22 protein-coding genes are annotated in these 23481 nt (G+C 71.0%); 14 read left to right on the top strand and 8 right to left on the bottom strand.

The window, feature by feature from the left end:
• Positions 1-149: 149 nt before the first annotated feature.
• The 3 genes from ACZ4XJ_RS14295 (at position 150) to ACZ4XJ_RS14305 (ending at position 2892) form a co-directional block, all read left to right on the top strand.
• Positions 150-950, top strand: a complete 801-nt coding sequence (locus ACZ4XJ_RS14295; protein WP_468496336.1) for a glycerophosphodiester phosphodiesterase — start codon at positions 150-152, stop codon at positions 948-950.
• An 84-nt stretch (positions 951-1034) separates the two neighbouring features.
• Positions 1035-1637 (top strand): ATP-binding protein, encoded by a 603-nt coding sequence (locus ACZ4XJ_RS14300; protein WP_362875058.1) that lies wholly within the window; start codon positions 1035-1037, stop codon positions 1635-1637.
• A gap of 280 nt (positions 1638-1917) precedes the next feature.
• Positions 1918-2892, top strand: coding sequence for a DUF5926 family protein (locus tag ACZ4XJ_RS14305; RefSeq protein ID WP_362875059.1), 975 nt, complete (start codon positions 1918-1920; stop codon positions 2890-2892).
• Between the two features lie 181 nt (positions 2893-3073).
• Here ACZ4XJ_RS14305 and ACZ4XJ_RS14310 read toward each other — a convergent pair whose 3' ends face one another.
• Positions 3074-3661, bottom strand: coding sequence for a hypothetical protein (locus ACZ4XJ_RS14310; RefSeq protein ID WP_468496337.1), 588 nt, complete (start codon positions 3659-3661; stop codon positions 3074-3076).
• A 171-nt stretch (positions 3662-3832) separates the two neighbouring features.
• The gene (locus tag ACZ4XJ_RS14315; protein WP_468496338.1) at positions 3833-4543 is read right to left on the bottom strand and encodes a bifunctional DNA primase/polymerase; all 711 of its coding nucleotides are present in this window, start codon (positions 4541-4543) and stop codon (positions 3833-3835) included.
• A 406-nt stretch (positions 4544-4949) separates the two neighbouring features.
• Here ACZ4XJ_RS14315 and ACZ4XJ_RS14320 point away from each other — a divergent pair, with 406 nt between their 5' ends.
• Together ACZ4XJ_RS14320 and ACZ4XJ_RS14325 are read left to right on the top strand one after the other, a co-directional pair.
• The gene (locus tag ACZ4XJ_RS14320) at positions 4950-6512 is read left to right on the top strand and encodes a PP2C family protein-serine/threonine phosphatase (RefSeq protein ID WP_468496339.1); all 1563 of its coding nucleotides are present in this window, start codon (positions 4950-4952) and stop codon (positions 6510-6512) included.
• Positions 6513-6670: 158 nt separating this feature from the next.
• On the top strand, positions 6671-8137 hold the full coding sequence (locus ACZ4XJ_RS14325; RefSeq protein WP_468496340.1) for an aminopeptidase P family protein: 1467 nt from the start codon (positions 6671-6673) through the stop codon (positions 8135-8137).
• A gap of 143 nt (positions 8138-8280) precedes the next feature.
• Here ACZ4XJ_RS14325 and ACZ4XJ_RS14330 read toward each other — a convergent pair whose 3' ends face one another.
• The gene (locus ACZ4XJ_RS14330; protein WP_468496341.1) at positions 8281-8796 is read right to left on the bottom strand and encodes an ATP-binding protein; all 516 of its coding nucleotides are present in this window, start codon (positions 8794-8796) and stop codon (positions 8281-8283) included.
• Positions 8797-9053: 257 nt separating this feature from the next.
• Here ACZ4XJ_RS14330 and ACZ4XJ_RS14335 point away from each other — a divergent pair, with 257 nt between their 5' ends.
• The 9 genes from ACZ4XJ_RS14335 to ACZ4XJ_RS14375 all read left to right on the top strand — a co-directional run bounded on the left by ACZ4XJ_RS14335 (position 9054) and on the right by ACZ4XJ_RS14375 (position 18924).
• On the top strand, positions 9054-9869 hold the full coding sequence (locus ACZ4XJ_RS14335) for a hypothetical protein (RefSeq protein WP_468496342.1): 816 nt from the start codon (positions 9054-9056) through the stop codon (positions 9867-9869).
• 108 nt (positions 9870-9977) lie between these two features.
• Positions 9978-10706 carry a YcnI family copper-binding membrane protein gene (locus tag ACZ4XJ_RS14340; RefSeq protein ID WP_362875066.1) on the top strand — a complete coding sequence of 243 codons (729 nt, stop codon included), beginning with the start codon at positions 9978-9980 and terminating at the stop codon, positions 10704-10706.
• Between the two features lie 70 nt (positions 10707-10776).
• Positions 10777-11430 carry an SCO family protein gene (locus ACZ4XJ_RS14345; RefSeq protein ID WP_362875067.1) on the top strand — a complete coding sequence of 218 codons (654 nt, stop codon included), beginning with the start codon at positions 10777-10779 and terminating at the stop codon, positions 11428-11430.
• On the top strand, positions 11427-11918 hold the full coding sequence (locus tag ACZ4XJ_RS14350) for a copper chaperone PCu(A)C (RefSeq protein WP_383987430.1): 492 nt from the start codon (positions 11427-11429) through the stop codon (positions 11916-11918). Before ACZ4XJ_RS14345 ends, ACZ4XJ_RS14350 begins: the two co-directional genes overlap by 4 nt.
• A 22-nt stretch (positions 11919-11940) precedes the next feature.
• Entirely contained in the window at positions 11941-14043 is a 2103-nt protein-coding gene (locus ACZ4XJ_RS14355; RefSeq protein ID WP_468496343.1) for a copper resistance CopC/CopD family protein, read from the top strand.
• On the top strand, positions 13968-15332 hold the full coding sequence (gene efeB / locus ACZ4XJ_RS14360; protein WP_468496344.1) for an iron uptake transporter deferrochelatase/peroxidase subunit: 1365 nt from the start codon (positions 13968-13970) through the stop codon (positions 15330-15332). The genes ACZ4XJ_RS14355 and efeB overlap by 76 nt, the downstream gene beginning before the upstream one ends.
• Before the next feature lie 42 nt (positions 15333-15374).
• Positions 15375-16310 carry a prephenate dehydratase gene (gene pheA, locus ACZ4XJ_RS14365; protein ID WP_383987421.1) on the top strand — a complete coding sequence of 312 codons (936 nt, stop codon included), beginning with the start codon at positions 15375-15377 and terminating at the stop codon, positions 16308-16310.
• A gap of 527 nt (positions 16311-16837) precedes the next feature.
• Positions 16838-18115, top strand: a complete 1278-nt coding sequence (serS, locus tag ACZ4XJ_RS14370; RefSeq protein WP_468496345.1) for a serine--tRNA ligase — start codon at positions 16838-16840, stop codon at positions 18113-18115.
• Positions 18112-18924: an HAD family hydrolase gene (locus tag ACZ4XJ_RS14375; RefSeq protein WP_468496346.1), complete on the top strand. Its 813-nt coding sequence runs from the start codon at positions 18112-18114 to the stop codon at positions 18922-18924. The genes serS and ACZ4XJ_RS14375 overlap by 4 nt, the downstream gene beginning before the upstream one ends.
• 259 nt (positions 18925-19183) lie before the next feature.
• Here ACZ4XJ_RS14375 and ACZ4XJ_RS14380 read toward each other — a convergent pair whose 3' ends face one another.
• The 5 genes from ACZ4XJ_RS14380 to ACZ4XJ_RS14400 form a co-directional block, all read right to left on the bottom strand.
• Positions 19184-19819 carry a rhomboid-like protein gene (locus tag ACZ4XJ_RS14380; RefSeq protein WP_468496347.1) on the bottom strand — a complete coding sequence of 212 codons (636 nt, stop codon included), beginning with the start codon at positions 19817-19819 and terminating at the stop codon, positions 19184-19186.
• A gap of 84 nt (positions 19820-19903) precedes the next feature.
• The gene (locus tag ACZ4XJ_RS14385; RefSeq protein WP_362875076.1) at positions 19904-20623 is read right to left on the bottom strand and encodes an ABC transporter permease; all 720 of its coding nucleotides are present in this window, start codon (positions 20621-20623) and stop codon (positions 19904-19906) included.
• Between the two features lie 10 nt (positions 20624-20633).
• On the bottom strand, positions 20634-21545 hold the full coding sequence (locus tag ACZ4XJ_RS14390) for an ABC transporter ATP-binding protein (RefSeq protein WP_468496348.1): 912 nt from the start codon (positions 21543-21545) through the stop codon (positions 20634-20636).
• The gene (locus ACZ4XJ_RS14395) at positions 21542-22429 is read right to left on the bottom strand and encodes an ABC transporter permease subunit (RefSeq protein ID WP_362875078.1); all 888 of its coding nucleotides are present in this window, start codon (positions 22427-22429) and stop codon (positions 21542-21544) included. Before ACZ4XJ_RS14395 ends, ACZ4XJ_RS14390 begins: the two co-directional genes overlap by 4 nt.
• Positions 22419-23477: an ABC transporter ATP-binding protein gene (locus ACZ4XJ_RS14400; protein ID WP_468496349.1), complete on the bottom strand. Its 1059-nt coding sequence runs from the start codon at positions 23475-23477 to the stop codon at positions 22419-22421. The genes ACZ4XJ_RS14395 and ACZ4XJ_RS14400 overlap by 11 nt, the downstream gene beginning before the upstream one ends.
• Between the last annotated feature and the right edge of the window lie 4 nt (positions 23478-23481).

Below are 23481 nucleotides of genomic sequence, written 5' to 3' on the forward strand. Positions count from 1 at the left end.
AAGTTCCAGGGCGAAGCCTTTCCCATGACCCGTCAGAGCACTGTAAGCCGGACCTGTGCGTCTCCCCCCATCCTTTATCCGCGACATTTCGGACGCATCCGCAGGACTCGCCCCGACGCGCGGGTGCGCCACGATGGCACCATGACCGGGTGACCCACGCAACGCCGCGCCCCATCCAGGTCGTCGCCCATCGCGGCGCCTCGGAGGATGCCCCCGAGCACACCCTGGCCGCCTACCGGAAGGCCATCGAGGACGGCGCCGACGCCCTCGAATGCGACGTCCGACTGACCGCGGACGGCCATCTGGTCCTGGTCCACGACCGCCGGGTGAACCGTACGTCGAACGGCCGCGGCGCCGTATCGGCCCTGGAGCTCGCCGATCTCGCCGCCCTCGACTTCGGGTCCTGGAAGGACCGCGAGGAGTCCCCCGACTGGGACGCCGACCCCGAGCGCACCTCCGTCCTCACCCTGGAGAGGCTGCTGGAGCTGGTGTCCGACGCCGGCCGGCCGGTCCAGCTCGCCATCGAGACGAAGCACCCCACCCGCTGGGCCGGACAGGTGGAGGAGCGCCTCCTCTTCCTGCTCAAGCGCTTCGGCCTGGACGCCCCGCCGGCCGACGGTCCGCACCCGGTCCGCGTCATGAGCTTCTCCGCCCGCTCCCTGCACCGGGTGCGTTCCGCCGCCCCCACGATCCCGACCGTGTACCTGATGCAGTTCATCTCGCCCCGGATGCGCGACGGCCGGTTGCCCGCCGGGGTCCGGATCGCCGGACCGGGGATGCGGATCGTGCGCGGCCACCCCGGATTCGTCCGCAAGCTCCAGGCCGCGGGGTACTCCGTCCACGTATGGACCGTGAACGAGCCCGAAGACGTTCAGCTGTGCGCTGATCTGGGTGTGGAAGCGATCATCACGAACAGGCCCCGCCAAGTTCTGTCACAACTGGGACGCTGACGTCCCTATTTGCACACCCGTCACAGGCGCCCCCTCATGACAGGGTGTGCTCCGGCGCATCCGCTCCGCAATCAATGGTCATGAATGCGTCAGAGGGCCCGGTCGTGGCGGTTTCCGGTCCAGGCCATTGGGGCATCCAGATCATGGCGTGGGGCTAAGGAGGTACCGGGGGTGGCGTTGGTGATGGCACAAGAAGTGCCCACGTCTTCGTGCATGGACGTGTCCCATGGGCCGGCGGGCGTGGGCGAGGCGAGACACCGCATGCGCGAACACCTACGCATCAGCGGTCTGTCCGAATCGGTCGTGGACGATGCCGTACTGATCCTTTCCGAACTGCTCAGCAACGCCTGCCGACACGGCCGGCCCCTGGGCGCGCGGGAGATCGGCGACGGGGAGATACGCGCCGCGTGGCGCGTCGACAAGGCGGGCCGGCTGACGGTCGAGGTCACGGACGGCGGCGGTCCCACCCGCCCGGTTCCGTCCACCCCCTCGGTCACCGCCCGGGGCGGCCGCGGGCTCAACATCATCAACGCGCTGGCCCAGGACTGGGGCGTCCGCGACGGGGCGGCGGGTGAGGTCACCGTGTGGGTGATCGTCGCCCGAGGGGCGCGGCACGAGGATTTCGCTACGCGCGTCACAGCCCCGGCGATCGGCTACGCATCGGCCTTCGACGACCTGGATCCGTGAGCGGTCCGCACATCCGGGCGTCCGCGCATACGCGCATGCGTGTCACCGGCGGCGTCCGCATCCATATCCGCATCCGTATCCGCATCCGTCCGCGGGCACCAGCCCGTTTCACCCGCACCACCCGCATCGATCCCCGCAGTACCGGTCATCCGCGCAGGCGGCCGTCCGGGAGCGCACGCCGACCGTGCTCCCGGCCGTACCCCACCGGTTCCGGCGGTACGAACGGCTAGGCTCGCGACCAGAGAGACCGCCGTACCGCCGCAACCGGGAGACACCCACGATGGCCAAGAAGCGCCCCGCCGCGAAGACCGCGAAGCCGCAGCTCAACAACGGGGAGATCCCCGTGGTGGGCGCGCGCGAGCCCTGTCCCTGCGGATCCGGTCGCCGCTACAAGGCCTGCCACGGCGCGGCCGCCGCGCACGCCGTCACCGAGCACGTGCGGCGCCCCTTCGAGGGGCTGCCGGGCGAGTGCGACTGGGTGGCGCTGCGCGAGCTCGTGCCCGCGGCCACCATCCCGCTGACCCTCAAGGCCGGACTGCCCGAGGGCGTCCCGTCCGTCACGCTGGTGACCGTACTGCCCATGGCGTGGCCGGCCCTGCGCCGCGAGGACGGCTCCGTCCTGCTCGGCCTGCAGAACGACTCGACCACCGGTGACCTGGCCCGCGACATGGCCGACACCCTGGAGCGCGCGCTCGTGGCCGAGCCCGGAACGCCGGTCGCGGCACGTCGAGTTCCGGCCGAGGGCACCCGTCTTCAGGATCTGCTCGACCTCGACGGCGTTTTCGAGCCGGTTGTGCACAGCGGCTTCGAATTCTGGATTCCGGAGTCGGAGAGCGCCCAGACCTCCGCCCCGGAGATCGCCGCCTCGCTGGAACGCGCCAACGCAGCCGCCATCCCGACGGTCAAGCTGGAGGGCGTCGACGCGGCCTACTGGTGCGAGACGCCGGACAAGAACCATCTGCGGTGGGTCATGCCGCACGCCGAGGAGAAGCTCCTCGACGCCTTGGCGCGGCTGCACGCCGCGGGCACCTCCTCGCTCGGCGAGGGCACCAAACTCGTGGGCTCCTTCCGGGCGCACGGCCTCGTCGTTCCCGTCTGGGACCTGCCCACCGGAGTCTCCGCCGACGACGTGGAGAAGCCGGCCGCCGAGTTCGCGGAGCGGCTCGCCGCGGCCCTGGCCACGGACACCCCGCTCACCGCCGAGGAGCGCCGCGCGCGCGGTGGCCTCACCAACCGCCAGGTGACGCTCAGCTGACGCCCGCGCGCCCGCGGGAGCGGTGACGGCGACCGCAACTCCCCCTAATCGCCTGCAAATCCGTGTCCGAATATCAGAGATCGAATTTGCGAACAGGCGATCTCTTGTTACCGTTCTTGTAGCCCGGTCGCTGGTGCATCCCCCGTCGCCAGCGACCGGGCCCTTCCATTTCAGGCTGCGGTCAACCGTCTGCCGGGTCCGGTGAGTTGCTCCCGGACCGCAGGAGCAGCTGCCCTTCATCATCCGGAACTGCAAATTCCGCTACCGCCGAGTAGTCGGCCGTCCTTCCGGCCGAGTCCTCCTGGGGCGTCTCGCACAATCCCGGTTCGTCCCCCGCTCCCACGACGCAGCGGATCCGCACCGTGCGCCCCTCGGGTCCCATGACGGTGAGCACCGCGTCCAGGATCCGTCCGCTGGTGTTGCGGTAGTAGGTCCGCCCCCAGGTCCGGCCCCCGCTCTCCAGGACACAGGTCTGCGCCTCCACCCCGTGCGGGGAGGAGAGTTCGGGACCGCACCGGGTGTCCGTACGCGTCCGCACGTCCGGCCCGGGCTCCGACGGGAGCACCTCGCGCGCGACGGACCGCGTCGCATCCGGGTTCCGGGCCGCGACCGGCGTACGGGAAGGGCCGGAAAGGCCGAGCGAGGAGAGCAACCCCCCGCCTTTTCCGTCATCCTGACCGGCGAGATCCGGCCCGGCGATCGCCCCGGCGAGGGGGAGCGACAAGATGACGAGCACACCGGCGCCGATACCGATCAGGCGGAGATTCATTCGCCGAAGATAGCGACGCCGGAAAGGGCCCCGGAGATCCCCGCGCCCAATTCCCTTGTAATCCGGCCCTGCTGGCACCCGTACGAGTGATGCGGCCGCCGCCGGGATCTTCCCGCGCCTGGCCGTATGTTCCCTCCCCGAGGCCGCCGTGGTCACCCGGGGACGTCGTGCTCAGTAGGCGAGCCGGCTGCCGCCGCCCGGGGCGCCGCTGCTGGCCTCGACGAGCGCGTCCACGACCGCTTCGACGTCCGGCAGCCACAGGCCGTCGGGGCCCGTCGCGGGTTCGCGTTCCCAGTGGACCTGCCCGCCACCGGAAGCGGTGGAGGGCGGCAGCAACAGGTAGCCGCCCTCACCGTGGAACCGCAGCGAGGCGGGCACGTGGTCCTTGGCGTAGAGGAGTTCACCGAGGCGCTCCAGCGAGTACGGCGCCACCAGCAGCGCCCACCGGGTCGGCGTGGCGACGATCGGCCCGAGCCGCATGCCCTGCGCGTCCAGTCGTACGACGGCACGCGCGGCGGCGGCGGCCGGCAGGCTCACCGCGCAGGGCGCGGCGCCACCGGTGGCCAGGAGCAGCGGGGCACTGGGCCGCCTGGCCCACCACCAGGCCACCATCCGGGGGTCGGTGGTGGCGGCGAGCAGTCCGGGGTCGAAGGGATGCGCGCCGGGCACCGCGCAGTCGGGGTCCGGGCACGCGCAGCGCGCACCGTCCGCGCCGGCCCGGCCCACTCCGGGCAGCACGGGCCATTTCCGCAGGGTGGCGCAGGTGAGCGCCGCGTCGAGCAGGGACGGAACCGCCGCTGCCGAGGCCGCGCGGGACGCGGCGCGCGGGGACTTCCACCGGTCGCGGAGCCGCTGGAGACGCCTTCCGAGGATCTCGCGCATGAGCGCTCGTTCCTTTCCGTTGAACGCCAAGGGGCCACATCACACCATGTGAGCGGTGTTTCACCACACGTACAGGTTTCGCGGCACCGTTCGCCGGAAGCAGGTTCACACGCTTCGTGCAGTTTTCTTACGGGTCCATCAAACGTCCGGCGGGGGCGGAGAGCGACCCGCACCGGTGTCGAGACCGGCTCCGCCGCTAAGGACGGCGGCGCGTGCCGCGCGGTTCCCGGCGGTGCCGGAAGGCGTCAACTGGCCCTGGGCACTACCGATTACGTACCCGAGGCCACTGCGACGCCCGCTCAGTCGATCGCAAAAACCGTACGCTTCCAGCTTTTTCCGGCCAAGTTTTACCCCTGGCCGGACAGTGAGTTGTCGTCCCTCGGACACCGATATTCCCGCTGGTGCCATGCTGGACATCGCTCCTCGTGTGCGTGTAGATGTGGATCCATCGATGGCGGCGCAGCACGATCTGGGGGTTTGCGATGCTATATGGCGAATCGCACCAGGTGGAAAGGCGGACGCCATGAGCGCCCCGCATCTACCGAAAGTGGCTGGAATCGATCCAGCAGTTACAGCGTCAGCGCAGACTCCGGCGCCCACGCCCGCTTCCACGCCCGTACGCACCACCCCCGCGCAGGCCGCCCAGCCTGCCGCGAGCAGCGTCATCCAGGACCGGCTGGCGGGCATGGTCTCGGACCTCACCACGCTCCACGAACTCACCGAACGCCTCGCCCGGGCCCGTGACCTCGACTCCTCCCTCCAGGAGTTCCTGCGGGCCGGAGCCGCCCTCGTCGGCGCACGTCGCGGCCTGGTCGTCCTGGAGCCCTCCGACGGACTCGGCCCCACCACCACGATCGGCCTCGGTCTGGGGCGCGCGGACCTCGGTCACATCGAGACGGTGCCGCGCAGCGCCACCTCCTACGGCCGCATCCTCGACGGACTCCCCGACGCCCACGGCGGCTCCGAGGTGCTCCCCGAGCCGGGCAGCGCGCCGACGGCGCCCGGAGCCGGCGCCCACGAACCCCCCGTCGACCCCCGCCACCGCGAGGTCGCGGCCCGACTCGGCTACGCGGCCAGCTACGCGCTGCCGCTGACCGCCGACGCCACCGGCCGGCTCGGCGCGGCCGTCTGGCTCTACGACGAACAGGCCGAGCCGAGCGAGCGTCAGCGCGACCTCGCCGGGCTCTACGTGCGGCACGCCGCCGAGCACTTGGCGCGGATGGTCGAGGTGGACCGCTCGCGCACCCGGCTGGCCACCGTCGCCGAGGAGCTGCTGCCCAGCCGGCTCCCCCGGATCGCCGGGGTCCAGCTCGCCGCCCGGCACCACACCGGACCGCGCGGCGGCGGCGACTGGTACGACGCCCTCCCGTTGCCCGAGGGCGCCATGGGCCTGGCCGTCGGCTCCGTCACCGGTTCCGGGCCGAGCGCCGTCGCCGCGATGGGACGGCTGCGGGCATCGCTGCGCGCGTACGCCGTCATGGAGGGCGAGGACCCCGTCGCCGTCCTGTCCGACCTCGAACTGCTGCTGCGCCTGACCGAGCCGGCCCGCTCGGCGACCGCGCTCTTCGCGTACTGCGAGCCCGCCGCGCGAAAGATCATCCTCGCCGGGGCCGGGCACGCCCCGCCCCTGCTGATCGGCGAGCGGCGTACCGAGTACGTGGAGACCTCGCTCTCCGCGCCGCTCGGGATGCTGGCCTGCTGGGAGGCGCCCAGCGTGGAGATCGAGCCCGCGTCGGGAGAAACGGTGCTGCTCTACACGGACGGGCTGTTGCGGCGGACCGGTGACGCCATGGACCGGGCGTACGCCCGGCTGCACGCGGCGGCGGCGGGGGTTCCCCGTACGGCCCGGGACGACCCGGGGGCGATCTGCGACCACATCCTGCGGACCGTGCTGCCCGGCGAGGACCCGGCCGCGCCCCGTGCGGATCCGCACGAGGACGTGGTGCTGCTCGCCGTCCGGTTCGACTGAGATCCGGTGCGGTGGGGGCGGGGGAACGTGCCGCCACGGAAGACGATCGTCCGGTTTGACTGATATGTCACAAGTCACGCCGGGCGGCTTCTCCTCGCACATACGATGGATGAGGTCCGTACCCGGTACCCGCATGTCGTAGCAGCTGAGGAGAAGACGTGGCTGACGAGCTCACCCCGGAGACCCCGGAAGAAGAGCAGCCCCAGAAGAAGCACAAGCAGCGCAAGAACGGGCTGTACCCGGGCGTCAGCGAAGAACTCGCGGAGAGCATGCGCGGTGGTTGGGCCGACACCGAGCTGCGCGGCCTGGAGCCCATCGCCCAGGCGTCGCACACGGCCGCGCGTCGCGCCGCGCTGTCCGCGCGCTTCCCCGGCGACCGCCTCGTCATCGCGGCCGGCCGGCTGAAGACCCGCTCGAACGACACCGAGTACCCCTTCCGCGCCTCGACCGAGTACGCCTACCTCACCGGCGACCAGACCGAGAACGGCGTCCTGGTCCTGGAGCCCACGGGCGGGACCGGGCACACCGCCACGATCTACCTGCTGCCCCGCTCCAACCGCGAGAACGGCGAGTTCTGGCTCTCCGGGCAGGGCGAACTGTGGGTCGGCCGCCGCCATTCCCTGGCCGAGGCCGAGCAGCTGCTGGGCATCCCGGCCAAGGACGTCCGCGAACTCGCCGAGGCCCTCGCCGAGGCGGAGGGCCCGGTCCGCAACGTCCGCGGTCACGACTCCGTCATCGAGACCGCCCTCACCGACAAGGTGACCAAGGAGCTCGACGAGGAGCTGCGCGTCTACCTCTCCGAGGCCCGCGCGGTGAAGGACGACTTCGAGATCGGCGAGCTCCAGAAGGCCGTCGACTCCACCGTCCGCGGCTTCGAGGACGTCGTAAGGGTCCTCGACAAGGCCGAGGCCACGTCCGAGCGCTACATCGAGGGCACCTTCTTCCTGCGCGCCCGCGTCGAGGGCAACGACGTCGGCTACGGCTCCATCTGCGCCGCCGGCCCGCACGCGTGCACCCTGCACTGGGTCCGCAACGACGGCGACGTCCGCTCCGGCGACCTGCTGCTGCTCGACGCCGGCGTGGAAACCCACTCCCTCTACACCGCCGACGTCACGCGCACCCTGCCCATCAGCGGCAGCTGGACCGACATCCAGCGCAAGATCTACGACGCGGTGTACGCCTCCCAGGAAGCCGGCATCGCCGCCGTCAAGCCGGGCGCCAAGTTCCGCGACTTCCACGACGCCTCCCAGCACGTGCTCGCCGAGAAGCTGGTCGAGTGGGGCCTGCTGGAGGGCCCGGTCGAGCGCGTCCTGGAGTTGGGCCTGCAGCGCCGCTGGACCCTGCACGGCACCGGCCACATGCTCGGCATGGACGTCCACGACTGCGCCGCCGCGCGCACCGAGGCGTACGTCGACGGCACGTTGGAGCCGGGCGTGTGCCTGACCGTCGAGCCGGGCCTGTACTTCCAGGCCGACGACCTGACCGTGCCCGAGGAGTACCGGGGCATCGGCGTCCGGATCGAGGACGACATCCTCGTGACCGAGGACGGCAACCGGAACCTGTCGGCCGCCCTGCCGCGCACGTCGGACGACGTCGAGGCGTGGATGGCCCGCCTCAAGGGCTGAGCCGAGCATTCGAAAGGTCGACGACCGGCGTCCGACGCCGGCCCGCGACACACGGTGGGCGGGACCTCCTGCGGGAGGTCCCGCCCACCGGCGCGTTGCGCGGCGGGCGGGGCTTGCGGAGGGAGCGGCTTCGGGGGGAGCTGTTACGAGACCTTCAGGAGCGCGTCGTCGCGCCACTTCAGCATCTTGTCGAAGCTCACCACGGCTCCCCGGCCGGGTCGGTTGCGGAAGCGGACGTGGTCGGCGAGTTCCTCGATCAGGTGCAGGCCCCGGCCGTTCTCGGCCAGGGAGGGTCTGCGACGGGCCACCGTCGCGGCCGGGAAACCCGGGCCGGAGTCGGACACTTCGATGCGGCAGCGGTCCCCGTCCAGATAGGCCGTGACGTGGTATGCCCCGGTCCCGTCCGGATCGTCGCGGCCCTCCCCGTCACCGTCGACGGAACCGTCCGGGGTGCCGACGCCGGACATGCCGCAGCGGGGGTCCGCCCCGCGGCCGCCGTGCTCCACCGCGTTCGCACACGCCTCGGTCAGTGCCACCGACAGGTCGAAGGAGATGTCCGGGTCCACCCCCGCGGTCTCCATCGTCCCCAACAGCAGTCGCCTGGCGAGCGGCACGCTCGCGGCTTCGCGCCTCAAGTGGAGAGACCACCAGATGCTCATACGGTTACCTATTGCCGCCCCGGGTGGGCCGTAAGCCCCCCACGGCCACCCGAGCCCTCTTTCGGCCGATGCGGTACTCCCGGGAATCCGTGGCGGCGGTGGCCGTCGGGTGACGCGCACGGCCCCCAGGCCGGTCCCTCCCCGACCCCTTCGCCGGCGCCGCCGCTGACCTCGGCCTGACCGGAGGCCGGAGCGCAGAGGTCCCTTGCGTACCTGCCGTATGCAGGACCTGAGCCCAGTGCGATGATGGCCCGGCCATGACTGCCCCCCACACGACGCGCACCGGAGCCGGCCTCCGGACGACCCGGGCCGCGGTGTTCGCCGCGGTCTGCGTCGTGCTGTCCGCGGTGGGTCACGTCGTGGCCTCCTGCGCGGCCGTGCCCTGGTGGGCGCTGGTCTCCGCCTTCGCCGCCGTGTTCGCGGTCGCGGCCCCGCTCTCCGGACGTCGGCGCTCGCCCGGCGGCATCGCCGCCGTGCTCGCCCTCGGACAGGTCGGGCTGCACACCCTCTTCGGCCTCGGCCAGCACGGCGAAGCCGCCGCTCGGGCGACGGCCGCGGACTCCGACACCTCCCTCGCGGCGCTGGCCGCCCGGCTGGTCTGCGGGGGCAACTCCGTACCGCTCAGCCCGGCCGACGCCCGGCGGATCCTGGAGACCGCCGGCCTCGACCCGGTCGCCCTGGCCGGACAGGCCGCCGTCGCACAGGGCCACGCGGCGCACGAGCACGTGGCGGAGGCCGCCGGGCACCAGGCGATCGGGCTGTTCAGCCCGGCCATGCTCGCCGGGCACCTGGTGGCCGCGCTGGCGGTCGGCTGGCTGCTGGGCCGGGGGGACGCCGCGCTGCTCCGGCTCCTCGAACTGTCCCGGCTCTCCACCGAAGCCGACCCCGTACGTCCGCTGCGCGCCGCGCTGGCCTTCGTACGCGCACTCGCCGCCGGGATCCCCGGCGCGCCCGTCCGTACCCGGCGCACCGGGCTCGGCGCCGCCGCACCCGCGGCGGGGACCGGGCGCGAGGCGCTCCAGCACACGGTGATCAGGCGCGGGCCCCCCGCGGCGCTCTCCCTCGCAGCCTGACGCGGCGCCCTCGCCCCGGAGCAACAGCCACGGGAGCACCGGTGCCGCGACCTCCGCGCGCGCCCGTGCGCGGAGCCCGTCACCCCTGCTTCCGTGGAGTGTTCCCGCATGAAGACCTCTCGCGTCTCCTTCGCCGCCGCCCTCGCCGCCGGCACCGTCCTCGTCCTGTCCGCCCCCGCCTTCGCGCACGTCGGCGTGCAGCCCGGCGAGGCCACCAAGGGCGGCTACGCGACCATCAACTTCAAGGTCCCCAACGAGCGCGACAACGCGTCGACCACGCAGTTGGAGGTCAGCTTCCCGATCGACCAGCCGCTCACGTCCGTCATGCCGCAGGACATCCCCGGCTGGACGGTGAGCGTCGAGAAGAGCAAGCTCGACAAGCCGCTCACCGTGCACGGCAAGCAGATCAACGAGGCCGTCACCAAGGTGACCTGGTCCGGCGGCAAGATCGAGCCCGGCAAGTTCCAGCAGTTCCCCGTCTCCGTCGGCAAGCTCCCGGAGAACGCCGACCAGATGGTCTTCAAGGCGATCCAGACGTACGACAACAACGAGGTCGTCCGCTGGATCGAGGAGGCCAAGGAAGGCGCCCCCGAGCCGCAGACCCCCGCGCCGGTCCTGAAGCTGACCGCCGCCAAGGGCGACGACCACCACGACGCCGGTGACAAGAAGGCCGAGGAGGCGAAGGCCTCCGGCAAGGACGACAAGGCGGCCGGCGACCACCACGACGAGGCCGCCAAGAGCTCCGACACGACCGCCCGGGTCCTCGGCGTCGCGGGCATCGTCATCGGCCTGGGCGGCGTCGCCTTCGGCATCGCCTCGCGTCGGCGCGCTTCCTGACCCGTCGCGCACGCAGGCCGTTTCGTTCCGAGAACATCCGTACCATCCCCGATCACAGGGACATTCCTCCATGCGCACCACACGTGTGACGGTCGCCGCCCTCGCGGTGGCGACCGCCCTCGCACTCACCGCCTGCGGCGGTGGGAAGACCGAGAACACCGGCTCGGTCACCCAGATCACCGGTGAGAAGAAGGCCGGGGCCGCCACGGTCCTCGACCGGCCCTTCGACAAGCCCGAACTCGTCCTCACGGACACCACCGGCAAGCCGTGGAACCTGCGCGAGCAGACCAAGGGCAAGCCGACGCTCATCTACTTCGGCTACACCAACTGCCCGGACGTCTGCCCCCTGACGATGAGCAACATCGCCGTCGCCAAGAAGGCGCTGCCCAAGGCGGACCAGGACAACCTCCGGGTCGTGTTCGTCACCACGGACCCCGAACGGGACACTCCCGAATCCCTCGGCGCGTGGCTCAAGGCCCAGGACCCGTCCTTCGTCGGACTCAGCGGGGACTTCGCGACCATCCAGGCCGCCGCCCGCTCGCTCGGCATCGGCATCGAGGCCGCCACGAAGGACGCCAACGGCAACGTCGTCTCCATGCACGGTGCCCAGGTCATCGCGTTCTCGCCCAAGACCGACGAGGGCTACGCCCTCTACGGCGAGGGCACCACCGTCGATGACTACACCAAGGACCTGCCGAAGCTCGTCAAGGGAGAGAACCCGTGAACCGCCGCACCACCCGCACCCTCGCCGCCGCCCTCTCCCTGACGGCCGCGCTCGCCATATCCGGCTGCTCGTCCGACTCCGCGGATTCCTCGGGTGCCGACGGCGGGAAGCCCGAGCTGACGGTCAGCGGCGCCTTCATGCCGGAACCGGTCAACGACAAGATGGCCGGCGCCTTCATGGTCATCAAGAACGGATCGAAGACCGCCGACAAGCTGACCGGCGTCACCAGTCCCCTCTCGGACGATCTCCAGATCCACGAGACCAAGGACCAGAAGATGCAGCAGGTCCAGTCGCTGGACGTGCCCGCCAACGGTGAGCTGAAGCTGGCGCGGGGCGGCGACCACGTCATGTTCATGGGTCTGAAGAACAAGCCGGCCGTCGGGGACAAGGTCACCGTCGAGCTCCGGTTCGAGAAGGCCGGCCCGGTCAAGGTCGAGGTCGACGTGAAAGAGCGGACGTACAACGCAGAGAACTCCAACGCCCACTGACGGACCGAGGAACTGACACGCCATGACGGCCACCGCCCCCGCCCCTTCCCCCGCCCGGGTCCGCATCACGGCACTCCTGCCGCGGCTCGCGCTGGTTCTCGCAGCCCTGCTGGCAACCCTGTTCACCGCGGCCGCGCCGGCCACGGCACACGCCGCACTCACCGCGAGCGACCCGCAGGACGGGGCGGTGGTCGCCACGGCACCCGCCCAGGTCACCCTCTCCTTCTCGGAGCAGGTCGCCATGGGCGACGACTCCATCCGCGTCATGGACCCGCAGGGCCGACGCGTGGACACCGGCGAGCTCCGCGACATGTGCAGCGGCTCGATCATCCGGTACGGCACCGCCCTGCACACCGGCCTGCCCAACGGCACGTACACCGTCGCCTGGCAGGCCGTCTCCGCCGACAGTCACCCCATCTCCGGCGCCTTCACCTTCTCCATCGGCGCCCCCTCGGCCACCAACGTCGCCCTGCCCACGCAGCAGGCGGGCGGCGGGCCCGTCGGCGTCGTCTACGGGATCGCCCGTTACGCCGCCTACGCCGGATTCACCGTTCTCGTCGGCGGGGCCGCCTTCATCCTGCTCTGCTGGCGCCGCGGGTCCGCGCAACGGTCGCTGCAGAATCTCGTGGTGCGCGGCTGGGTCACCCTCACCGCGGCCACCCTGGTGATGCTGGCGCTCCGCAACCCGTACACCGGCTCGGGCAAGTTCGCCGACGTCTTCGACCTCGCCGGGCTGCAAGCCGTACTGGAGACCAAGACGGGCGCCTCGTTCGTCTCCCGGCTCCTCCTCCTCGGAGCCGCCGCGCTGTTCGTCGCCGTACTGTTCGGGGCGTACGCGCGCCACCAACAGGCGTCGGGTTCCGGGGAAGCCGGTCCGGCCGGTCCGGATGGTCCGGATGGTCCGGCCGGCGAGGGCAAGAAGCAGCCGAACGACCTGGCCTTCGGCCTCGGGATCGGCGGAGCCGTCGTGGCCGCCGGCATCGCCGCCACCTGGGCCCTGTCCGAACACGCCTCCACGGGCATCCAGACCGGCATCGCGATGCCGGCCGACGTCCTCCACCTGCTGGCCGTCGCCACTTGGCTCGGCGGTCTCACCGCGCTGTTGGTCGCCCTGTACAAGGTGCCGGACATCGAGCGGGACGCCGTACGACGCTTCTCCAAGGTCGCCTTCGTCAGCGTCGTGGTCATCGTCGTCACCGGCGTCTACCAGTCCTGGCGTCAGCTCGGCAGCTGGTCGGCCCTCACCGACACCAGCTACGGCCGACTCCTGATGATCAAGGTGGGGCTGGTCCTCGTCCTCCTCGGCATCGCCTGGCTCTCGCGGAAGTGGACCGCGCGACTGGCGGACGCTCCGACGGAGGCCGCCGCCGACGAGCCGGCCGCCGTGCTCTCCGGGACGGGCGTTTCACGTGAAACGGCGAGCGATGTTTCACGTGAAACGGGCTCTGGGGTTTCACGAGGAACGGGCAGCGATGTTTCACGTGAAACGGGCGCCGCCGACGACGTTCCCGCCACCGGTGCCACCAGCGCTGCCGACGCCGACCCCGCCGACCCGCGGCGCGCCGCCCAGCTCGCCCGTCAGCACGCCGCCCGCGAGAAGGCGCGCAAGCACCAGGTGCGCGACGCCGATCCCGGCCGGGCGGGTCTGCGTCGGTCCGTGCTCGCCGAGGCGGCCGTGGCCGTGGCCCTGCTCGCCGTCACCACCGTCCTGACCAGCACGGAGCCGGGGCGGGCCATGGAGCAGGAGACCGGTAGGGGTTCGGCCTCCACCGCCGTGCCCAACCGGGCCGTCAAAATCACCCTGCCGTTCGAGACCGGCGGCCAGAACGGCAAGGGCACCGTACGACTGGAGCTCGACCCGGGCCGGGTCGGTGCCAACACCCTCCACCTGTGGGCGGAGGACCCGGACGGCAAGCCCCTCGACCTGCCCGAGATCAAGGTCGCCCTCACCCTCCCGGCCAAGGAGATCGGCCCGCTGCCGGTCGCCCCGGACCGTGCCGGTCCCGGACACTGGACCGCGTCCGGGGTGCAGCTGCCGCTCACGGGTGAATGGCGCATCGACGTGACCGTCCGCACCTCCGACATCGACCAGACGACCGTCCAGAAGAACGTGAAGATCGGCTGAGCAGCGTGACCGACAGCACCGGGAGCAACCCGGACATCGAGATCTCCCGGCGCAGGCTGCTGGGCACCGTGGGCGCCGCCGGCGCCGCCGGACTCGCCCTCGGCGGGGCCGGCGGGGCCCTCGTCCATGCCGCCGTCGCCGACTCCGCGGGCGGTGCCCCCGGCGCGGCCGGGGCGCCCGGCTCCCTGGGCGCCACCGAAGTCGCCTTCCACGGGGACCACCAGGCCGGGATCACCACTCCGCTCCAGGCCAAGGGCCACGTGCTCGCCTTCGACCTGGCGCCCGGCGCCGGCCGCACCGAGGCCGCCGCGCTGTTGCGCCGCTGGTCGGACACCGCCCGGCGGTTGATGGCGGGCGGGACCGCGCCGACCGCCGACACCGGCATCGCCCTCGACGCGGGGCCGTCCTCCCTCACCGTCACCTTCGGGTTCGGGCACTCCTTCTTCGAGCGCACCGGCCTGACGGCCCGACGCCCCGTGGCGCTCGATCCGTTGCCGGACTTCTCCTCGGACCGGCTCGACGCCCAGCGCAGCAACGGTGACCTGTGGGTCCAGATCGGCGCGGACGACGGCCTCGTCGCGTTCCACGCCCTGCGCGCCCTGCAGAAGGACGCCGGGGACGCGGCGCGCGTGCGCTGGCAGATGAACGGCTTCAACCGGTCCCCGGGCGCCACCGCGAAGCCGATGACCGCGCGGAACCTGATGGGCCAGGTCGACGGCACCGGGAACCCCAAGCCCGCCGAACCCGATTTCGACAAGCGCATCTTCGTTCCGGGCGCCGGGCCGGGACCGGCCGAGCACGCCTGGATGGCCGGGGGCTCGTACGCCGTCGTGCGCCGGATCCGAATGCTGCTCGACGACTGGGAGAAGCAGTCCCAGGCCGCTCAGGAGCAGGTCATCGGCCGCACCAAGGCGACCGGGGCCCCGCTGACCGGTGGTGGCGAGACCACGGAGATGGCCCTGGACAAGCTCGGCGCCGACGGCAAGCCCGTCATCGCCTCCAACGCCCACGCCCGGATCTCGGCTCCCGAGCAGAACGGCGGGGCCGCCATGCTGCGCCGGCCGTTCTCCTTCCACGACGGGATCGCCCCCGACGGCACTCCGGATGCCGGGCTGCTCTTCATCTGCTGGCAGGCCGATCCGCTGCGCGGCTTCGTCCCCGTGCAGCGCAAGCTCGACCGGGGGGACGCCCTGTCCGCGTTCATCCGGCACGAGTCCAGTGGGCTGTACGCCGTTCCGCCCGGCCCGCGGGCCGGGGAGTACGTCGGACAGCGGTTGCTCGAAGGGTGAACGGCCCGGCGGAGGCGGCCTGCCCGGCATTAGGCTGACCGCATGTCGGCCACCCGCTTCACCTATCTCGGTCCCGAGGGCACGTTCACCGAAGCCGCCCTCCGTACGCTGCCGGAAGCCGCCACCCGGGAGCTCGTCCCGATGGTGTCGGTCCCTGCGGCGCTGGACGCAGTGCGCAACGGCGAGGCGGCGGCGGCTCTGGTGCCGATCGAGAACTCGGTGGAGGGCGGGGTCACCGCCACCCTCGACGAGCTGTCCTCCGGCGAGCCCCTGATGATCTACCGCGAGGTGCTGCTGCCGATCGCGTTCGCGCTGCTCGTGCGGCCGGGGACCAAGCTGTCGGACGTCAAGACCGTCACCGGGCACCCCGTCGCGCAGCCGCAGGTGCGCAACTGGCTGCGCAGGCACCTGCCCGACGCGGTGTGGGAGTCGGCCGCGTCCAACGCCGACGGCGCCCGGCTGGTGCAGGAGGGGCGCTTCGACGCGGCCTTCGCGGGTGAGTTCGCCGCCGTGACGTACGGACTGGAAGCGCTGGTCAAGGAGATCCACGACGCGGAGAACGCCGAGACCCGGTTCGTACTCGTCGGGCGTCCCGCCCGGCCGGCGGCGCCGACCGGCGCCGACAAGACGTCCGTGGTGCTGTGGCTCGGCGACGACCACCCAGGTGCGCTGCTGGAACTCCTCCAGGAGTTCGCGGTGCGGGGTGTGAACCTAATGCTGATCCAGTCCCGGCCGACCGGCCAGGGCATCGGCAACTACTGCTTCGCCGTGGACGCCGAGGGTCACATCTCCGACCGCCGGGTGAGCGAGGCCCTGATGGGTCTGAAGCGAACCTGCCCCCAGGTCCGCTTCCTCGGCTCCTACCCGAGGGCCGGTGTCGCTCTGAGTGAGGTGCGGGCGGCGCGGCCGGGAACCTCCGACGGCGACTTCACGGAGGCGTCGGACTGGCTGACGCGCTGCCTCGACGGTCGCGCGTAGGGCGTTGTCCACTGTCCACAGAGTTATCCACAGGGCGGGGTGGAGACCTGGGGACAAGTCGACACGGTGATGCGACAAGGTCGACAAATCACTCGGGGGCTCAGGTTTCGCGCTGGGGAGCGACAGGTGAACGCTGTCACCCCTGTATCAGCAATCAACTCTTTGGAGCGAGCCATTCCCACCCGAATGAGCGTGTGAGGGCGGTTTGAACCCTGATCGGCCCCGGCTGGGCGCCGATCCCCATGGAGCTAATTCCGTGTCCACAGATCTAGCGCACAGCCTGTGGATAAGACGCTCACAGAGCGAATTCCTGTGGACAAAGAAGCCTCCACAGGGCTGATCAGGACCCGCCCGCCCGACCGGCCCGCTGCCCCATTTCGGCGAATGGGGCCGCTTTTATCTGCTCCCCGCCGCAGCCCACTTCCGGTCGCCGGACAAGAGATTTCCATTCGTACCAATTGGGACATAGTGACACGCAGCGTGATATCGGTGTGATCCCAGGAAGGCCGGCCCGGTAGCCTGGAGGGGTGATTGACCTTCGGCTGCTCCGTGATGACCCTGACCGTGTCCGCGCCTCGCAGCGCGCCCGTGGAGAGGACGTCGGCCTTGTCGACGCACTGCTCTCCGCCGACGAGCGCCGCAGGTCCTCCGGCACGCGCTTCGACGAACTGCGCAACGAGCAGAGGTCGCTCGGCAAGCTCATCCCCAAGGCCTCCCCGGAGGAGCGGGCCGAGCTGCTGACCAAGGCCGAACGGCTCAAGCAGGACGTGAAGGCCGCCGAGGCCGAACAGAACGAGGCCGACGAAGCGGCCAAGCAGCTCCTCCTCCGGCTGGGCAACATCGTCCACAGCGACGTCCCGGTCGGCGGCGAGGAGGACTTCACCGTCCTGGAGACGCACGGCACGATCCGCGACTTCGGCGCCGAGGGCTTCGAGCCGAAGGACCACCTGGAACTGGGCGAATCGCTCGGCGCCATCGACGTCGAGCGCGGCGCCAAGGTGTCGGGTTCGCGCTTCTACTACCTCACCGGCGTCGGCGCGCTGCTGGAACTCGCCCTGGTCAATGCCGCGATCGCGCAGGCCACCGAGGCCGGCTTCATCCCGATGCTGACGCCGGCGCTGGTCCGCCCGCGCGCCATGGAGGGCACCGGCTTCCTCGGCCAGGCCGCGGAGAACGTGTACCACCTGGAGAAGGACGACTACTACCTGGTCGGCACCTCCGAGGTGCCGCTCGCCGCGTACCACATGGACGAGATCATCGACGCGGACAAGCTGCCGCTGCGGTACGCCGGTTTCTCGCCCTGCTTCCGCCGCGAGGCCGGTACGTACGGCAAGGACACCCGGGGCATTTTCCGCGTGCACCAGTTCGACAAGGTCGAGATGTTCTCGTACGTCGCGCCGGAGGAGGCCGAGGCCGAGCACAAGCGCCTCCTCGACTGGGAGAAGCAGTGGCTGACCAGCCTGGAGCTGCCGTTCCAGGTCATCGACGTAGCCACCGGCGACCTGGGCTCGTCCGCCTCCCGCAAGTTCGACTGCGAGGCGTGGATCCCCACCCAGGGCAAGTACCGCGAGCTGACCTCCGCCTCGAACTGTGACGGCTTCCAGGCCCGCCGCCTGTCGATCCGCTACCGCGAGGGCAAGAAGACCGCGCCGCTGTCGACGCTCAACGGCACGCTGTGCGCCGTTCCGCGCACCATCGTCGCGATCCTTGAGAACCACCAGCAGGCCGACGGGACGGTACGGGTGCCCGCGGTGCTCCGTCCGTACCTGGGCGGTCGCGAGTTCCTGGAGCCGATCGCCAAGTGAGTCCGGCCCCGTTCCCGTACAAGCTCGTCGCGACGGACCTCGACGGCACGCTGCTGCGTGACGACGACACCGTCTCGGAGCGCACCCGTGAGGCGCTCGCCGCTGCCACCGCGGCGGGCGCGGCTCACATCATCGTCACCGGCAGGGCCGTGCCGTGGACCCGGCACGTGCTCGACGACCTCGGCTACCAGGGGATCGCCGTCTGCGGGCAGGGCGCGCAGGTCTACGACGCGGGGGCGCACCGGCTGCTGACCTCGGTGACGTTGGACCGGCAGCTGGCCGGCTTGGCGCTGTCGAAGATAGAGGCCGAGGTGGGTCCGCTGGCCCTGGCGGCCAGTCGGGACGGGGTGGACGGCGAAGTGCTGTTCGGTCCCGGGTACCAGGTGCAGGATGGGCTGCCGGCGCTCTACCTGGAGGACACGGCGGCGGTCTGGACCGCCCCGCTGAACAAGCTCTACATCCAGCACCCGGGGATGGGTGAGGACGAACTCGTCAGGGTGGCCCGGGAGACCGTCGGCAACCTCGTGGACATCGTGATGGCCGGTCCCGGCATCGTGGAGATCCTGCCGCTCGGTCTGAGCAAGGCGACCGGCCTGTCGCTGGCGGCGCGGCGGCTGGGTGTGAAGGCGGCGGAGACGATCGCCTTCGGCGACATGCCCAACGACATCCCGATGTTCGGATGGTCGGCTCACGGCGTGGCCATGGCCAACGCCCACCAGGAACTCAAGGCGGTGGCCGACGAGGTGACGACCTCCAACCAGGAGGATGGCATCGCGGTGGTCCTGGAACGCCTGTTGGGCGCCGCATAGCCGCACCGAGCGTTCGAGAGGTCCGGAGCAGCCCGCGCCGCAAGGCGCGCTCGAAGCGGCTGCTCCGGACCTTTTGTTGCTCCCCGCACCACTCACTGTGCCCCGGGGGAAGGGTGCGTACCAGCGATTTTCCCCGCGCCGAGGGTGGGTGCGGCGAGGCGGTGAGTCGAGGGAGGACGACGGAGTCACGGCGTGTTTCACGTGAAACAGGGGTCATGTTCCGCGTGAGGCGACGGTCGTGTGTCGCGTGGAACGGGGGTCATGTTTCACGTGAAACGGGGTGTCGGGTGAGCGGCCACGCGAGCAGGCCGACGGCGAGCGAGATCGCGTGGCCGAGGTCGGTGAAATTGGCGTCGCTGAGGAGCGGGATGCCGAAGAAGGCGACCGCGCCCGCCAGGTAGAACCATCTCCAAGGGTGGGGCAGCCGGTAGGTCAGCACACCGACGGAGGCCGCCAGGCCGTAGCTGACGCCGATGTCGACGACGTGGGTCATGCTGTGCGGCGCGCGGTGGTCCTCGATGGCCATCAGGAGGACCTGCTGGCTGATCAGGGTCGCCGTGATGTGGGCGGTCGCGACGATCAGGAGCCAGCGCAGGGTGCCGAGCCAGCGCTCGACGGGGGCGTGGAAGCACTCGAAGAGCAGGGCGTAGAGGGCGAGCGAGGCCGGGTTCTCGATCCAGAACGCGCTGCTGATCAGTGCGCGGATGGGGTGCTGGACCAGTTCGTGGATGTTGCTGCTGTTCCGGTGGAGCAGCACGTGCTCGACCCGGTCCGGGGCGATCACGACGATGAGGCTGGTGATGGCGATGATCAGCAGCCAGATGTGCGTCCCGGGCGAGGACCGTATCCAGGACCGCACGGGTCTGGACGGTTCCGCCTCGGTGTGCTCGATCATGCCCCGATGATCCTGCGCGAAGCTGTGCCCCGCCCGGCCGGTGGGCCGCGCGGGGCACGGGGTGAACGGCCAGTGGCGGCGGGCCTACTCCTCGCCGGCCAGGGTCAGGCGGCGCAGCTTCTGGCCCGCGTAGGCGGTGGCGCCGATGGTGACCACGAGGAGCAGGATCACGGCGGTGGGCAGGCCCACACTGGCGTCCACGTACCCCGGGCCGGCGACCTTCTCGGCCAGGGACAGGGACCACTGCTGGACGCTCAGGGTCTTGGCTCCGGAGACGAGGCTGCCGAAGAGGGACTCCCAGATCAGGGCGTAGACGAGGCCGAAGACGACCGCGTGCCGGCTGACGGTGCCCAGCAGCAGGAACAGCGCGCTGTAGGCGATCGAGGCGACGAGCGCGGCGACCATGTAGGCGACCGCGATCTGCTGGCCGTTGCCGTTGAGGATGAAGCCGGCGATCAGGGTGGGGATCGCGGAGAAGGCCATCGTGACGGCGATCGCGACGATCAGCTTGGTCAGGATGATCGTGGGCCGCTTCACCGGCTTGGACAGCAGGTAGACGATCGAGCCGTCGTCGATCTCGGGGCCGATGGCTCCGGTGCCGGCGATGACGCCGATCAGCGGGACCATCGTCGCCAGGGCGAAACCACCGAGGAGGTCGGCGGCGACCTTGTCGTCCACCCCGGTGAAGGCGCGGACGGCGATGGAGATGACGATCAGCAGGGCGGGCAGCGCGAAGAGGATCAGCGCGCGGCGGCGGCCGAGCAGGGCCCGGTAGGTGAGCCGGGCGACGGTGGGGTTGTACATGCCAGCTCCTTCAGGCCGTGACGAGGTAGGAGAAGACCGACTCGAGGGACTCGTCGGAGGGCGAGACCGTGAGCAGCCGGATGCCGTGCGCCCGGGCGACCCGCGGCAGCAACTCGGTGAAGCGCGCGAAGTCGACGGCCTGGATGCGCAGGGCGCCTTCCTTGAGGTCGACCTCGATGCCTGCCGTGGACGGGTCGGCGATCAGGGCCGCGGCCAGCACCCGGTCGTCGGAGGAGCGGACCAGGTAGCGGTGCGGGCGGTCCGTCATCAGGCGGCGGATCCGGCGGAAGTCGCCGGAGGCGGCGTGCCGCCCGGCCACGACGACCTCGATGTGCGAGGCGAGTTGCTCGACCTCCTCCAGGATGTGCGAGGAGAACAGCACGGTGCGGCCCTCGTCGCCCATCCGGCGCAGCAGGTCCATGAGCTGCATGCGCTGGCGCGGGTCCATGCCGTTGAACGGCTCGTCGAGGAGCAGCACGGACGGGTCGTGGACGAGCGCGGAAGCCATCTTCACGCGCTGGCGCATGCCCTTGGAGTACGTGGAGATCTTGCGGTCCTGGGCGTACTCCATCTCGACGGTGGCGAGCGCGCGCCGGGCGGCCTCGTCGTCGAGGCCGTGCAGTTCGGCGTTGGCCACCACGAACTCGCGGCCCGTGAGGAAGTCGTACATGGCCTCGCGTTCGGGCACGACGCCGATCTGCCGGTAGACCTGCTCGTTGCGCCAGATCGGCGCCCCGTCGAGGGTGACGGTGCCCGTGGAGGGCGCGAGGAAGCCGCCCATCATGTTGATGAGGGTGGACTTGCCGGCGCCGTTGGGGCCCAGCAGTCCGGTCACACCGGGGCCGATGCGCATGGTGACGTCGTTGACGGCGACGACGTTGCCGAACCAGCGGGAGGTGTGGTCGATGTCGATGACGGTCACAGCCCGGCCTTCCGGTAGCGGGCCATCAGGGCGGCGTAGGAGCCGGCGATGAGGCCGAGGACGACGAGCAGGTAGACGACGCCGACGGCCGCGGAGGGGCCCTCACCGCCGGGGAAGGCGGAGGTGGCGTCGAGGAACGCGGTCTGCACGCCGTCGATCAGGGTGATCGGGGAGAACAGGCCCATCCACTCGATGGCACCGGTGTTCCCGGTCGAGTAGGCCACGGCCTGGATGGTGGATACGGCGCCGTAGGGGATGAGCAGCAGGCCGATCACGGCGGCGACGCCGAATCCGCGGCGCGGGGTGAGCGCGGCCATGACGAGGCCGAGGCCCGCGAAGAGCAGCGACAGCAGCAGTACCGACACCAGTCCCTGCCCGAATCCCTTGGTCTGGTCACCGAAGTCGAACTTCGCCAGCAGCGAGCCGATCCACATGATCAGCAGCGGGGTGGCGGTGAGGATGAAGAGGGCCGAGGCCATGGCCGCGTACTTGGCCAGTACGTAGTCGACGCGCTCGATGGGTCGCGAGAAGTACAGCGGCACGGTCTTGAACCGCAGGTCCCGGGAGACCGACTGGGGTGCCTGCGACGCGAGGTAGAGGCCGATGATCACCTGGGTGGTCAGGGCGTACGTCGTGTACTTGATCGGCAGGTCGGTGGAGCCGGGGACGGCGATGGCCACCGCGACGATGATCAGCGCGGGTACGCACATCACCGCGAAGAGGATCATCGGCAGCACCTTGGACTTGGCGGACCGCCCGAGGCCGTACGCGCCCCGCAGGGACTGCGAGAAGAGCGACGTGCGGGCGTAGGCGCGGCCGAGGCGGGGGCCGTCGTAGGACCGGTAGCCGATGTTGTGGATCTGGGTCGAGGTGTCAGGCGCCATCGGAACCGGCTCCCTTCTGCTGGACGTTGTGGACGGGAGGCGCGGCTTGCGGGCCGACCGGCTGGGGCTGCTGGACCTGCTGGACCTGCTGGGCCTGCTGGGCCTGCTGGTCGCTGTCGCGGAAGACCTCCGCGATGTGGTGGCGGCGCTGCTCCATGCGGACCAGGCCGATGCCGAGGTCGGCGACGGTGTCGCGGACGGTGTCGTACGTCTCCTCGCCCGCGGCCTCCACCAGCAGGATGTGGCCCGCTCCGGGTAGCCCCTGCTCCTCGCCCGCGTGCAGGGTGATGCCCGCGGCCACGAGGGCCTTGCGCAGGGCGGCGGTGCCGTCCGGGTGGGTGTCGGAGTCGGTGACCTCGACCGCGAGGGTCGTGGTGGTCTGCGTGAAGTCGCTGGTGGAGCTGGAGCGCAGCAGCTTGCCGCCGTCGACCACCACGACGTGGTCGCAGGTCCGCTCCAGCTCTCCGAGCAGGTGCGAGGTGACCAGCACCGAAATGCCGAAGTCGGTGTGGATGCGTCGGATCAGGCCGAGCATCTCGTCCCGACCGACCGGGTCGAGGCCGTTGGTCGGCTCGTCCAGGAGCACCAGTTGGGGGTCGTGGACGAGCGCCTGCGCCAGCTTGACGCGCTGCTTCATGCCGGTGGAGTAGCCGCCGATGGGGCGGTAGCGCTCCTCGTACAGCCCGACGTGGCGCAGGGTGTCGGCCGTCCGCTCGCGGGCGGCGGTCGGCGGGAGCCCGGACATGCGGGCCATGTGCACGACGAACTCGGTGGCCGAGACGTCGGGTGGCAGGCAGTCGTGTTCGGGCATGTAGCCGACGCGCTCACGGATGGCGCTGCCATGCGTGGCGACGTCGAGTCCGAGTACGGCGGCACGGCCCTCGGTGGCGGGGGACAGTCCGAGCAGGATCTTGATCAGCGTGGACTTGCCGGCTCCGTTGGCGCCCACGAGCCCGGTCACGCCGGGTCCGATGTCCAGGGAGAGCCGGTCGAGGGCGGTCACTCGGGGGTACCGCTTGCTCAGGCTTTCGGTCGCGATGACAGTCACGGCT

It is taken from the genome of Streptomyces sp. NPDC029836 (genome assembly GCF_055574495.1).